This is a genomic window from Bradyrhizobium sp. AZCC 2176 (assembly GCF_036924645.1).
Taxonomy (GTDB): Bacteria; Pseudomonadota; Alphaproteobacteria; order Rhizobiales; family Xanthobacteraceae; genus Bradyrhizobium.
Map to the genome: position 1 here is coordinate 1,014,909 of NZ_JAZHRX010000001.1, position 14,628 is coordinate 1,029,536.

6 protein-coding genes are annotated in these 14,628 nt (G+C 62.8%); 1 reads left to right on the forward strand and 5 read right to left on the reverse strand.

Going from position 1 to position 14,628, the window contains the following annotated elements; genetic code table 11:
- Positions 1–2: 2 nt before the first annotated feature.
- Genes V1288_RS04485 through V1288_RS04500 form a run of 4 tightly spaced genes read right to left on the reverse strand, consistent with a single transcriptional unit; the run spans position 3 to position 11,763 of the window.
- Entirely contained in the window at positions 3–9,764 is a 9,762-nt protein-coding gene (locus V1288_RS04485) for an amino acid adenylation domain-containing protein (RefSeq protein WP_334355928.1), read from the reverse strand.
- 57 nt (positions 9,765–9,821) lie between these two features.
- Complete coding sequence (locus V1288_RS04490) at positions 9,822–10,790, reverse strand: TauD/TfdA family dioxygenase (protein ID WP_334355929.1); 969 nt, start codon at positions 10,788–10,790, stop codon at positions 9,822–9,824.
- The gene (locus V1288_RS04495) at positions 10,759–11,514 is read right to left on the reverse strand and encodes a thioesterase II family protein (RefSeq protein WP_334355930.1); all 756 of its coding nucleotides are present in this window, start codon (positions 11,512–11,514) and stop codon (positions 10,759–10,761) included. The genes V1288_RS04490 and V1288_RS04495 overlap by 32 nt, the downstream gene beginning before the upstream one ends.
- A gap of 21 nt (positions 11,515–11,535) precedes the next feature.
- Positions 11,536–11,763 (reverse strand): MbtH family protein, encoded by a 228-nt coding sequence (locus tag V1288_RS04500; RefSeq protein WP_334355931.1) that lies wholly within the window; start codon positions 11,761–11,763, stop codon positions 11,536–11,538.
- Between the two features lie 153 nt (positions 11,764–11,916).
- On the opposite strand from V1288_RS04500, the gene V1288_RS04505 reads away from it, so the two are divergent.
- The gene (locus V1288_RS04505) at positions 11,917–12,153 is read left to right on the forward strand and encodes a hypothetical protein (protein ID WP_334355932.1); all 237 of its coding nucleotides are present in this window, start codon (positions 11,917–11,919) and stop codon (positions 12,151–12,153) included.
- Here the strand turns inward: V1288_RS04505 and V1288_RS04510 are convergent.
- Entirely contained in the window at positions 12,143–14,527 is a 2,385-nt protein-coding gene (locus V1288_RS04510; protein ID WP_334355933.1) for a TonB-dependent receptor, read from the reverse strand. The two genes, V1288_RS04505 and V1288_RS04510, sit on opposite strands and share 11 nt — an antisense overlap.
- Between the last annotated feature and the right edge of the window lie 101 nt (positions 14,528–14,628).

The following is a 14,628-nucleotide window of genomic DNA, read 5'->3' on the forward strand; positions in this document are numbered from 1 at the left end:
GTTCACCGCCCCGCCGCGATCAGATCCTGGAGTTCTTCCGCATCGAACTCCTGCTCGATCAGCCTGATCGACACGACGCGCGCGAATGACGCGAGTTCCGGATGAACGAACAGATCCGAAACCGGTATAGACACGCCGATCTCCTGCGACACCCGGCTGAGCACCCGCACCGCGAGCAATGAGTGTCCGCCGAGCTCGAAGAAGTGATCGTTGCGTCCGATCTGGCTGACACCGAGCAGCTCGGACCAGATCTTCGCCAGCGCGATTTCGATTTCGTCTTCGGGCGCCTCGTAGCCGCGGCGCGCCTCGGCATCCTCGTGCGGCGGCAAGGCTCGCCGGTCGATCTTGCCGTTCGGGGTCAGCGGCAACTGTTCGAGCACCACGAACGTCGATGGCACCATGTAGTCCGGCAGAATAGCCGATAGCGCATCGCGCAATGCGCGGCCGTCGAGCGTCGGCTCGCCGCTCGCATAGGCGATCAACTGGCGCCCGGTCCTGCTCTCGCGCGTCACCACGGCGGCAGCGCGCACACCGCGCTGCTCCACCAGGCGCGCTTCAATCTCTCCCAGTTCGATACGGAAGCCGCGGATCTTCACTTGCTGGTCGGCGCGGCCGACATATTCGATCACGCCATCAGCGCGCCACCGCGCAAGGTCGCCGGTACGGTACAGGCGATCGCCGCTGCCGCCGAACGGATCCGGGATGAATCGTTCCGCCGTCAGCGCGCCGCGATTCAGGTAGCCACGCGCCAGCCCAAGGCCGCCGAGGAACAGCTCTCCGGTGACACCGATGGGTACGACGTTGAGGTCGGCGTCGAGGATGTAGGCGGACCTGACACCAACGGGACGTCCGATCGGCGCCGGCTGCCCCGACGTCAACGCGGCGTCGTCGACCAGCCACGCCGTCGGCGCGATCACCGTCTCGGTCGGGCCGTAGGCGTTGATCAGGAGCTCTACATCGGCGGCCTGGCGAAGCGCCGTGATTCCGGTATCCGACCAGGCTTCGCCGCCCACAATGCATGCCCTGATCGACAGCCTGCGTTCGCTCTGCCGCAACGCCGCACTCAATTGATCCGCATAAGCCGGCGGCAGAAAAATCGATGTTACGGAGTTTCCTTCGATCTCCTCGACGAGGTCGTCGATCAAAAGACCTGGCCTGGACGGCAGAACGAGCGCTCCGCCCGTCATCAGCGGCACCAGCCACCGTTCGTGGGCAATGTCGAAATTGATCGAGGCTGACTGGAATTCCCGGTCGCGGGCCGTCATGCGGTACAACCGGCCGATCGCCTCGCAATGCATGGCCAGCGGCCCGTGCGACACCGCAACGCCCTTCGGCATTCCAGTCGACCCCGACGTGTAGATCACGTAGGCGAGGCTGTCCGGATGAATCTCGACATTCAGGTTGCCTGCATCTTCGCCGGCGATGTGCCGCGGTTCGTCGATGCACCAGGCCTCGACGCCGGTTTCGCGCAGCACTGGCGCAAGCGGTTCGAGCAGCGCAGTTTGCGTCAATACCAGCGTCGCCGCGCTGTCGCGCAGCATATGGGCGAGCCGCTCGACCGGATAGTCCGGATCGAGCGGGAGATAGGCGCCCCCTGCCTTCAGCACAGCCAGCAGCGCCACCATCATTTCCGGGCTGCGCGACAAGGCGATGCCCACCAGGCGGTCCGGACCGACGTCCCCGAGACGAAGCCGTCGCGCAACCCGGTTCGCCCGGGCGTTCAGCTCGCCATAGCTGATGCGCTGGTCGCCCCACACAATCGCAACGGCAGAGGGCGCCTGCGCGGCCTGCGCCTCGATATACGTGACGACCCCGACATGGGACGCAGGCGACGCCAGACGCGCTGCACCGCTCCAGTCCAGTACGCGCCGCGCTTCATCATCGCCTGCTGATCCAAGACTACCGAGCGGACGGTCCGCATTGGCTATGATCCGCTCCAGTAATCCATGCAGCATGTCCCGCAGACGCAGGGCTGCCGCCTCGTCGAATCGGGCCCGGTCGTAGTTGAACTCCAGGTCTAGCCGCTCGCTTCCGGAAAACACGGCAACCGCCAGCGCATAGTTCGTCGGCGTCTCATGTTCCACGCGTCCCAGGCGAGGGCCGCTCGCCCCGGTTTGCCGCAACGCCTCATCGATCGGATAATTTTCGAACACCAGAATGCTGTCGAACAGCGTCTGTCCGGCATGACCGGCGAGACGCTGGATTTCGTAAAGCGGCGTCCAGCCATGCCCGCGCAAAGCCAAATTCATTTCCTGCAACTGGCGCAGCCAATCGCCAACGCTTGCTTGCGGGCTCGGCGCGTCGACGATCGGCAATGTGTTGATGAAGAGGCCGACGATCTCCTCGGAGCCTGGCAGTTCCTCTGGCCGGCCCGATACGGTGACGCCGAAGCAAACGGCGGCTTGCCGCGAATGCCGCCGCAGCAACTGCGCCCATGCGCCCTGTAGAAGCGTATTGAGCGTCACCCGTTCGCACTTCGCAAAGGCCTTCAGCCGCTCGGTCAGCTCCGCATTCAGTGCAAGCGCAATGCTGGCGTGCCCTGCGGCCTCGGATGCCTTGTTATTCGCGACCAGCGTATTCGCCAGCAAGGTCGGCGTTTCGAGCCCCGCCAACGCATCGCGCCAGAATTTTTCGGCGCCTGCATGATCGCGACTCTGCAGCCATGCGATGTAGTCGCGATAGCTGCCCTGCACCGCCGGCAGCGCGCCGCCCCTTACGTGCTGCAGCACCTCTGCCACCAGCCGCGCGGAGCTCCAGCCATCGACGAAAATGTGATGATGGGTCCAGATCAACCAGTGACGCCTGTCGTCGAGCCGGATCAAGCGCACCCGCTGCAGCGGCGGCTGCGAGACGGTAAAGCCGCTTTCGCGTTCCCGCCGCGATGCTTCCGCCAGCGCGGCATCGAGTTCGGCGCGTTCCAGCGCCGCCGCACGCGCGCGCCAATCCTCTTCGGTGAACGGCACCGTCACATGACGGTGCACCACCTGCTGCGCCGGACCGGACAAGGGCTGCCACACAAAGCCGGTCCGCAACGCGGCATGCCGGTCGCTCACCGCTTGCCACGCCATTCGAAGCTTGTCGGCATCGAAGCCGAACAGCTCGAGCCCAACCTGGTTCACATAGGCATCATTGTCGCCATCCCGGACCGCGTGGAACAACATGCCCTGCTGCATCGGCGAAAGTGGATAGATGTCCTCGATGCCACGGAGATCTAAAATCGTTCCGAGCCGATCGAGATCGGCCTGACCCAGCCCGGACAACGCAACGTCCGACGGCGTGAGGCCAGACGCGCCGCTGCAGCAATGCGCCACCAAATCGCGCAGGGCCGCCTCGTAAAGCCCTGCCAGCCGCTCGATCGTCTCGCGTCGATAGCGCTTGCGTCCATATCCGAAGGACAATTGCAGGCATCCTTCACGCACCATACCGATGATGTTCAGCCATCCGCGCAAAGGAGCAGCAGCGCTGCGAGAAGGACCTGCGCTCTCGGCCGCAAAGGCGAAGCGCTGGGAAGTACCCACGTTGCCATCGAACCGGCCGAGATAGTTGAAAACGATCTGCGGCTCCGCCAACTGCGCGAGGGCATTGCGCTGGAGCTCGGAACCAAAATAGCGCAACACGCCATAGCCGAGCCCGCGGTTCGGGACCGCGCGCAGCTTCCCCTTGACCGCCTTGATCAGGGAGGCGTCGTCGCTCGCCGCGCCATCGAGCCGCACCGGGAAGGCCGCCGTGAACCAGCCCACGGTACGAGAAATATCCGCGCCGGCAAATATGTCCTCGCGGCCGTGGCCTTCGAGTTCGATCGTCAGATCGTCGCGTTGGCTCCAGCGCGAGACCGCGCGCGCCAGGCTCGCCAGCATCAGATCGTTGACCTGCGTCCGATAGGCCGCGGGCGCGTCCTGCAGTAGCCTCGACGTCAATTCGGCATCGAAGACCAGCGACACCTCCTCGGCGTCACCGATGCGGTCGACGCCGCCATAATCGTGGTCGCATGGCAGGCCTGGACCCGCCCCACAATCGAGCCAGAACGGCAGTTCGTCGGCAAGCTCCACGGCCGTCGCGTAGGAATATAACCGCTCGCCCCAGGACGCATAGGAATCGCTCTTCGGCGGCAGCGCCGCGGCGGCAGCCCCTTGCTTCAATTGGTCGTAGGCCGAGGCAAGATCCTCGAGCAGGATGCGCCAGGACACGCCGTCGACAACCAGATGATGGATCGCGATCAGCAGCCGTTGGCCGCCTTCCGCAAGATCCATCCCTACTGCGCGCAGCAGAGGACCCGAAGACAGCGACAGACTTTCCTGCGCCGCCGACGCCAGCGCGGTGACCTGTGCCGCATCATCAACGTCTGCACGAACCCACAGCAGTTCCGACGGAGCCGGCGGAGCGCCCTGCTCCGCTCGCCACTTTCCGTTGACCTGCCCGAACCGCATGCGCAATGCATCGTGGTGATCCACGACCGCCGTGAGCGCAACTCGCAGCCTCTCCCAATCCATCCGCGTTTGCGGAACCAGCAGCACCGCCTGATTCCAGTGATTACGGTTGCCGATATCCTCCCCGAAAAAGCGCGTCTGGATCGGCAGCAAATGACGCATGCCGGTTGCCGGCTCGCCACTGGTCGATATCTTCGCGCCCGGATCCTCTTTCTTTGCAGCGGGTGCTGCCGTGATGGCAGCAACCGTTGCCAACCCGACCACGGTTTGCTGGCCGAAGACCTGCTTCGGGGTCAGGCGGATGCCGCGCTTGCGCAAGCGCGCGATGATCTGCAGGCTGAGAATCGAATCGCCGCCAAGCTCGAAGAAATTATCGTTGCGGCCGATGCGCTCGCGGCCGAGCACCTCCCGCCACACCGCTGCGATCGCCTCCTCGGTGTCCCCCACCGGCGCGGCATAGCTCGAGGCCACCGCCGCTTCGGCCGGCTCCGGCAGCGCCTTGCGATCGATCTTGCCATTGGGCGTGAGGGGCAACTGCTGCATGACAACGATGTGCGACGGCACCATGTATTCCGGCACGACCGCTGCCAGTTGCTGCTTGATCACGTCCGGTTTCGCTGTCGCGCCGTTCGCGGGCACACAGTAAGCCACAAGCTCCTGCCGCTCGGCGCTCGTGCCGGTGGCGCGCGCGACAACCACGGCGTCATCGATCCCGTGCAGAGCCTTGATCGCACGGCCGACTTCGCCAAGCTCAATGCGGTAGCCGCGCAGCTTGATCTGATCGTCGCTACGGCCGAGGAACACCAGCCGGCCTGCCCGGTCGCAACGAACGCGATCACCGGTTCGATACAGCCGCTCTCCAGAACGGCCGAACGGATCCGGCACGAACCGCTCGGCAGTCTGGCCGGCTGCGCCACGATAGCCCCGAGCCAGGCCGGCGCCTCCGATATAGAGTTCGCCGCTGACCCCAATCGGCACTTCGTTCAGTGCATCGTCCAGCACATGGGCGCGCAGATTAGTGAGCGGCAAGCCAATCGGAACCGGACCCGCCTCGCCTGCAACCTGCCATTCATGCGTAACCGCGCCGACCGTCGTTTCCGTCGGCCCATAGTGATTCAATATCCGGCACTGCGGCCGCAACTGCCGGATCTCATTCAACAGCGCGGCGTCGCAGGCTTCGCCGCCGAGGATGAGCACGTCGGTTGGCAGGAGATCGGCCGATCGCGACGCCTGCAACAGGCCGCGAAGATGGCTGGGTACGATCTTGAGAATGCCGATTTTACCATCCCGCATGGCTTGCGCGAACGAATCCGCATCGAACACCATTTCCGGAGACAGCAGATGCAGCGTCGCGCCAGACGCGAGCGCGCCGAACAGGACGGTGTGGCCGAGATCGGCCGCCACGGTCGAAACCATCGCCATGCTGGCGATCGGCTGTGGCTGCAGGCGCTGCAGCAGGGCCTGAACATAATTGGCCAGCGCGCCGTGCGAGACGGCTACGCCCTTGGGCGCACCGGTCGATCCGGAGGTATAGATGACGTAGGCGGTCTGCGCCGGGTGGATCAAATTGCCGGGCGGTGCGCTCGATGTTTCCCCGCGCGCCGTTTCGGCGATCGCATCGAGCACCAGGCAATCAAGCGCACGCGCCTCCGCCAGCTTCTCGCCAGCCGCCAGCACGATGTCGATGCCCCCATCCTTCAGGATGCCCCGAACCCGCGCCAGCGGCCATTTCGGATCGAGCGGCACATAGGCACCACCGGCCTTTAGCACTCCGAGCAGCGCCACGACAAAAGCCAGCGAGCGCTCGATCCACAGCGCAACCGGCACCTCGCGCGTCACGCCTTTGCCGGCGAGCATATGCGCGATGCGGTTCGACCTTTGCTCAAGCTCTGCGAAGGTCAATGCCTCACTGCCGCACCGGACGGCGATCGCCGTCTGCCTATCCGCTGTCGACGCGCGATGAAGGCTGACCACATCGGTGAACCCAAACGCGGCGGCCTGGCTCGGCACGAGCTGGCGGTTCGCCTCGTCAATGATGAAGTCCGATATTCGGCGTTCCGCATCTTCCGCGATCTGGCGCAGCAGCGAACCGAACTGCGTCGCCAGCCGCGCGATCGTCGGGACGTCGAATAGATCGGTGGCATAGTTGAAGATCGCCTTCATGCCGCCGGCACCGTCGACGATGTCAAGCGCGAGATCGAAATGCGAACCCGCGAGGTCCATAATGTCGATCTCGGCGGTGAGGCCTTCGACGCCATCGAAGCCGCGCGGCGCCGTCATGTAGTTGAACTTGGCCTGGAACAACGGATTGTGCCCGCCGCTTCGTTCAGGCCGCAGGCGATCGACAAGCATTTCGAACGGAAGATCCTGATGGGACAGCGCCTCGATCACTGCTTCCCTGACCTGCCGGAGCAGGCTCGGGAAGGTTGCTTCACTGACGATCTCGGCACGCAGCACCAGCGTGTTGACGAAACATCCGATCATCCGCTCGAGCTGCGCGTGCCGACGCCCCGCCACCGGCACGCCGACGCGCAGGTCGTTCTGCCCGGTATAGCGATACAACAGCGCCTGGTACGCGCCGAGCAGCAGCATGAAGACGCTCGCCCGATGCTTTCCGGCGATTTCACGGAGCCGGGCGACCAGCGCGGCGTCGATCGCAAGCCTGATCGTATCCCCGGCATGACTTTGCGTTGCCGTACGCGGCCTATCGTGAGGCAAAGCCAGAACCGGGTGGATATCGCCCAGCTTGGCCCGCCAATATGCCAACTGCCGCTCGCCCTCGCCTCCCGCGAGCCAGTTTCGTTGCCAGGCTGCGAAATCCGCATACTGAATCATTGGTATCGGCGGCGCAGCCGCGTCCTGCCCGACGCCGCTCCGATAGAGCCCGGCCAGTTCTTCGAGCATCACGTCGAGTGACCAGCCGTCGACAACGATGTGATGGGCGAGCAACAGCAATTCGTGCTCGTCGTCTGCGAGCTGAAGCAAAGCCGCGCGGAACAATGGTCCGTTCACGAGGTCGAACGGCCTGGCGAGTTCGGACCGCCTCAACTCGGCGGCATGCTCGGCGCGGTCGCGCGCGGGATATGAGCGGAGATCCCTGTGCCTGATACCACCGCTCATGGCATCGTGAATGATCTGCTTTGCGCGACCGTCGATGGCGACGAACGTGGTGCGCAGCACTTCGTGGCGCTGAACGACCTCGCTGATTGCGCGCGACAAGGCGGCATGATCGAGCTTGCCTTTCAGCCGAATCGCGCTCGCAACCGTATAGGCGGTGCCGCGGGGGTCCATGTTCCAGAGGAACCACAGTCGTTCCTGCGCGTGGGACAAGGTCGCGCGAGCGGCCGCCGTTGCCCGGGGAATTGGCGGCAGCACCCGTCCCGCGCCGGTCCGCGCCAGGCCATCGATGCGGCCCGCGAACGCTGCAAGCGTCGGCGCGTCGAACAAACTGCGCAGCTCAAGTTCGATACCGAAGCGTTCGCGGATCGCGGCAGCGACCTGTCCGGCCGCGATCGAGTTTCCGCCCAGTACGAAGAAATCGTCCTCCCGATACACGGCCTGGACGCCAAGCGCATCGCACCAGATCGAGGCCACGGCATGCTCGGTCTCAGTCGCCGGCACCGTCAACACGGCGCCGTCGCGGCGGCGGCCTCTTTCGAAGACCATAAAACTGTCGAGCGTATTGTTGGCCCAGCGCGTGGCGCAGGCCGAACGCTGCAATTTGCCACTGGTCGTCAGCGGCATCGCTTGCGGATTCAACAGGACGATGACGGCCGGATATTCCTGCGCCTGCCGGAGCACCGCCTCGCCGATCGCATGTGCAAGCGCCTCAGGATCGTTGCGCTTGAGGACGGTACGGCTGAACTCCGCCGCCACGCCAATGCTTTCCCGGCCATCCATTTCGACCGCGAACGCGGCAACGCGGCCGCTGCGGACCGACTCGACATCGGCTTCGACCGCCTGCTCGACATCCGTGGGATAGACGTTCTGGCCGCGAACGATCAGCAGATCCTTGAGCCGGCCGGTGACGACCAGGGCGCCGTCCCTGACGAAGCCGATATCTCCGGTACGCAGCCAGCGCACGCCATCGCGCTCGACGAAAGCTTTGTGCGTCGCTTCCGCATTATTCCAGTACCCAAGCGCAACACTGGGACCGGCGACCCAGATCTCGCCGACCTCGTCGGCCTGCGCCGCGGCCAAGCCATCGGTGCGCATGATACGCGTGACATGACCAGCGACCGTTTGACCGCACGCCACGAGATCGGTGCCCTGATCGGCGCTTGCAACACGGCCCGCAGCAAGTGCCGACGTGTCGAGCGTGTAGCTGACGGTCTCGGCGGCGAGGTCACCTGCCGTCACCAGTAGCGTCGCCTCAGCCAGGCCGTAGCAGGCGGTCAGTGCACGCCGATCGAACCCCGCCCGCGCGAATCGTTCTCCGAACCTCTGCAGCGTGCTTTGGCGCACGAACTCCGAGCCGGAGAATGCGAACCTCCAGCGGCTCAGATCGAGCCGACCGATCGTTTCATCGGAAATGCGATCGGTGCACAGCGCGTAGGCGAAATCAGGTCCACCGCTCAAGGTTCCGCCATGGCGATCGACGGCTTCGAGCCACCGTCGCGGCCGCTCGAGAAAACTGCGTGGCGACATCAGGACGGCGGCAAAGCCCACGAACAGTGGATTTAACAATCCACCGATCAAGCCCATGTCGTGATAGAGCGGCAGCCAGCTTACGAAGACGTCGTCGAGCGTTCCGTCCGTCGCGGCCTGAATGGCTCTCTCGTTGGCGGTCAGATTGGCGTGCGAGACGCAAACGCCTTTTGGCTGCGATGTCGATCCCGACGTGTACTGCAGGAAGGCGATGGCATCCGCCGCGGGCCTCGTCTCCCGCCATTCCGCAGCGAGTTCAGGCGGGATCGTATCCACCGCAATAATCTGAACGTTGGCCAGTTCGGGAAGCATGGCTTCCACAAGCGAACGGAGAGCCGTTTCCACCAGAATGAAGCGAGGCGCCGCGTCGCGCAGGATGCCGCTGAGACGTCCGGCATAGCGTTCCGCGCCGCCTTCCGGCGGATACGCCGGAACGGCGATCACGCCCGAATACAGACACGCGTAGAATGCCACGGCATAGTTCAGCCCGCTGGGCAGCAGGATGACCGCCCGCTCGCCCGCACCACCCAACTGCTGCAACCGGGCTGCGACGGCTCGAACCCGGGCATCGAGCGCCGCAAACGTCAGTTCATCCGCGACATCGTCGCCTTCGATGAAGCGCAGCGCCACCCGATGGGGACGCAAGCTGGCGTGGTCGCGTAATCGTTCGACGAGACTGTCTTTGTACATCTTCCAGAAATCCAGTGCGGACGCGATCGAAAATCTTCACCCGGTGACAAAATCCGATCAGCGCTGCCGATGAGCTTCCGCCATGGCGACGATCACTCTGCGCGGTCCTTTGAACGGTGCGCGCGCATGCGCGGTGAGCATATTGTCGAGCATGACCACGTCGCCGGCCTGCCAGGGAAAACTGATCTTGTGCGTCTCGAGGACGTCGCGAACGGTGGACAGCGTTTCATCGTCGATCGGCGAACCGTCGCCGTAGAAGACGTTACGCGGCAGCTCGACCTCGTCGCCGACCACGTCGAGCAAGCTCTCGCGAACTTCCGGCTCCAAATTGGAGACGTGGAACAAATGGGCCTGGTTGAACCAGACCCACTCTCCCGTTAACGGATGACGCGCCGTGCCCTGGCAGACCTGGCGCGTGCGAAGCTCGCCGTCCTCCTTCCACTCGCATTCGATGTCATGCCCGGCGCAATACGCTTCGACCTCAGGCCTGGAATCGGTGCCGAACACCTGCTGCCAATCGACGTCGAGGCCGTTGCCGTAGTTCCGCACATACATCACGCCCTTCTCGGTGAAACGCTCCCGAATCGACGGCGGCATATCGCGATAGATGGCGCGGCTGTCGGCGACAGGCGTTTCGCCGCCCTGCTGCGCCGGCTGCATGCAATAGAACCAGATCTTCATCGGCCAATCGCGTGTATAGGCCTGCTCGTTGTGCAACGGGATGTGCTGGTGCGGCGGATACTCGGTGGAAGTGTAGACGCCCGAGGTGACCTGCGAACGCGGCGTCGACCCGAATTCGTACGTCAGCAGCGGATGACCGAAATCGGCCGCGAAAGCCCGAAAGGCGTCGGGACCATCGAGCGAGAAATCGCGAAACACGATACCGCCGCAATCGGTCAGATGCCGATCGATGGTATCGCGCAGCATGGGAAGCGCCGCACCCAGCGGCTGCCCGACCTTGTCGGCCCTGAGCAACAACGGCAGGCGCTTGCCCTCAATGAGTGGCTGGACGGAGAATACGCTCATGATCCTCGCTCCGATGCAAACCAATCGATCGCCCCGATTGTCGGGCCACGGCCGCTCCAATCAGGTCGAGCAGTTCGGCTTGCTGCGTGTGAATAAAGAAGTGATGACCCGGCAGCACGTCGAGCGTGAATGCCGCCGAGGTCTCCTGCCGCCAGGCCTGCAGCGAATCGGGGCTGGTGTCGTCGTCGGTGCCGCCGAAGACGTGCACCGGGCACGGCAATGGATACCGCGGCCGATAGGCATAGGCCCCGCACATCAGGAAATCGGCGCGCAGAACCGGCAATGCCGATCGCATCAGTTCTGGATTCGACAGCGCTTCGTCCGGCGTGCCCTGCAGATCGCGCAATTCCTTCAGCAGCGCATCGTCGCTCAATGGCAGGCGCCACTTGCTGCCGTCTCGGACGGCCGGCGCCTCCGCGCCCGACGCAAAGAGAATGGCCGGCGCGGGCGCGCCGCGATCGAGCAGGCCATGCGCGAGTTCGAACGCAATCAGCGCACCGAGGCTATGCCCAAACAATGCGTAAGGCGCGTCAAGCTGCGCATGAAGTTCGGCCGCGAGTTGCGATGCGAGCGCCCGTGGATCCGTCGTGAGCGGCTCGTCCATGCGCGCGCCGCGCCCGGGCCACTCCACCGGCTGAACGTCGATCCACGACGGCACGAGCCTGCGCCACCGCGCATAGAACATGGCGCTGCCGCCGGAGTAAGGCAGACAAAGAAGCCGCATCGGAACACTAAGCTCCGTTTGCTAGGCCGACGTCTGCGGAGCTGTCTCATCCATGAATTTGCGCAAGCTCAGCGGGCGCATATCCGTCCACACCTGTTCGATGTGATCCAGGCATTCCTTCTTGCTGCCGGTCTTGCCTACTGCTTTCCAGCCATTGGGAATTTCCTTGAACGTCGGCCAGATGGAATATTGCTCTTCGTGATTGATAACGACGGTGAAGGTCACGTCGTCTCTGTCGAACACCATCATGGTTCGGTCCCTTTTGAGAAAACGAAAGCAATGGTGTTTGACTAAGTCAGAAGCAAATGCCGGTCAAAGCAATATCGCCGCCGAAGTTTTTAATAGCTCCAAGGTGGCGATATCGAGACACAATGCAACCTCCGCGCTTGCGGGCAAGCACGCATGCAAGTGGCTGATTTGCAAAACGATACGCTGTTTCTTGCAATTCTAGTTTGTTGGGTCGGAACAATTTTCGAGATTCGAAAATCGCACATCCAACGTCCGATGATTTTCATCGCATTGTCATCAATTTCTATGAGTCAGTTGCGACACCACCAGATCAAAGAAATGCCGCCGCGGATGAAATCCGCGGCGGCATTTATTTCAGGTAATGCGAACGGCGTAGTGTTCAGAAGTTGAACGTCGTTGACACCAGATAAGTACGCGGGGCAGCAAGCGTGATCACGCCGCTGTAGGCCGAGGCCCAGTAGGCATTGTTGCCAACGTTTTCGATGTTGGCGCGCACCACGATCGGCTTGCCGTTCCAGGGCGACGTGAAGGTGTATCGCGCTCCGATATCGACCCGTGTCCACTCGGGGATCGACAGCGTGTTCGTCAAGTTAGCGTATTGAGAACTGGTGTAGATGACCCGGCCCGAGAACGTCAGGCCAGGCACGAACGGGGTATCCCACTCCGCGCCGATATTGGCGTTGATCGCGGCAACGCCCATCGCCTTGTTGCCATTGTTTTTCGGATCTAGGGCGTTTACCTGTACGCCATCGATCAAGGCGACGCCCCCGAGAACGCGGATATCGGGCGTGATCTCGCCGAACACATTGACCTCCGCGCCGCGATTGCGTTGCCTGCCGTTGAGTTGCTGGGTCGCAGTCAGGCCGGAGCCCACCGAGATCACGCTCGGCTGCTCGATCTCGAACAAGCTCAGAGTCGTTGTGAAGCGGCCCGTATCGATCTTTACACCAGTCTCGGCCTGAGTGGTCTTGCTGGGTGGAAAAACGGTGCCGACGTTTTGGAAGTTTCCGGAGACGACGACAGGTGTCTGGAGCCCTTCAATATAGTTCGCGTAAAGTGAGATATTCTCGACCGGCTTGACGAGAATTGCATAGGCCGGGCTCCACACGGATTCTTCCTGAAAAGGCCGACTCGGATTGGCGGGGGTTGGCAAGAAATTTGTCACCTCGCTCCCGGCCGTCTGGCGACGAACGCCGACCGTCAACTGGACGCGCTTGTTCCAGATCGACATGGTATCGGATACGCCGACGCTCTTCAGAGTTACACCGGTATTTTGGCTGGCACTCAATGTCGTAAAGTTGGGCTTCGGAATGTTGGTCGGTTCGGTATAGAGGTTCCAGAAGATCAGGTCGGTGAGAGGAGAAGCCGAACGCGTCCGGACCTGCTGGTTGTAGGTTCGGTCGTTGATAGAGTAGTTGACATTGAACGCATGATTGACGGGACCCGTATCCACCGTTCCACGAACGCCAGCCTCACCCGCGAGCGTCTCGAATCTCTCCGCGCCAGTAAACGGTCGTGAAAACAAGCCTCCCAACTGGAATGTCGCCGGGGTGGTGGGCGTTAACACGCCCGGCACGGCATTGGAGATATTGGGCGAAGGATAGGCATAATTGATGTTGCTGTCGTGATAACCAAACGCCGCATAGGTGGTTAACCAATCAGTCACATCAACCTCGGCTCTTACGGTCGAGAAGAAGTCCGTCGGCGCATAATAGGCCCAAGGTACCTGGAAATTGGTTCCGGCTTTCGGCGGCGGAGGAATGATGGTGAGGGGAGGATTTGTAGGGAGTGTGAAGAAGCGTAACGGCGGATTCAGATTGTCGGCTTGATAGCCGACATCGACCGCCATGCGCGCATTCTCACCGCGGTAGTCAAGGCCAAGAACAACGTTGCCAAACTCGTCGGTCTGACGGTTCCAAGGCGTACCACCGTTCGAATAGGTGCTGTTCAGTCGAATGCCCCACTCTTTGTGCTCGCCGTAGCGCCGGCTGACGTCGGTAATCTGTCCAAACTGCGACCTGGAGACGTAAGTGCCTGTCAACTGTGTAATGTCGATGTCAGGAGCATGCTTGGTAATGAGGTTGACGCTGCCGCCGACGGCACCGCCGCTCGCAACGCCGGTACCGCCGGCCGTCATGCCGTTCAACAAAGCGCTCGGGCCTTTCAAGACCTCGACGCGCTCGACGAAATTTGCACCCGATGAGTAGTACGGCGCGATCCCGTAAAGGCCGTTCAACCCGTAATCGCCGCTATCATAATAGAAGCCGCGGATGAAGAGTCCGTCGGAGCCACCGCCGGCTGGCTGGATGACCCGGACCGAGGGATCGTTCATCAAGACGTCGCGGATAGTTCGAGCCTGCTGATTCTGTATCAGTTGCGCCGTGTAGTTGGTCTGGTTGAACGGCGTATCCATTACGCTGCGGTTGCCCAGGAGTCCCAGGCTCCCGCCCGTTGCCACTTGTCCACCAGCATAGGGGGCCGGGGGCGCGCCGAGCGTTCCCGTGGAGGGCGTCGCATAGGGAACCGGTTCAGCACGACGAGGCGCCGGCGCAGCGACGCGCCGCTGCACGCGCGACGTCGATGTCTGCGATCTCCGTACTGCGGGCCGCGCTCGTTGCTGGCTTGGAGCATCGACGGTGACGGGCGGCAAATTCTGTGCGAACGCTTGCTGGCCGCCGGCAAAATCCAGCGAAAGCGCAAGATAGCTCACCGCTCCCAGCGAAACAGCGCGCACAACATTTCTCGCAGCGACTTGATACGTCATACTTCCACCCCAAAAGCCCACAAGCAGGTCCCGGCTCGTTCTAACTTCCGGAGTAGAAACAGCGAGTAGAAGCCATCTAAGGTAATGGCGTGTGTACACAA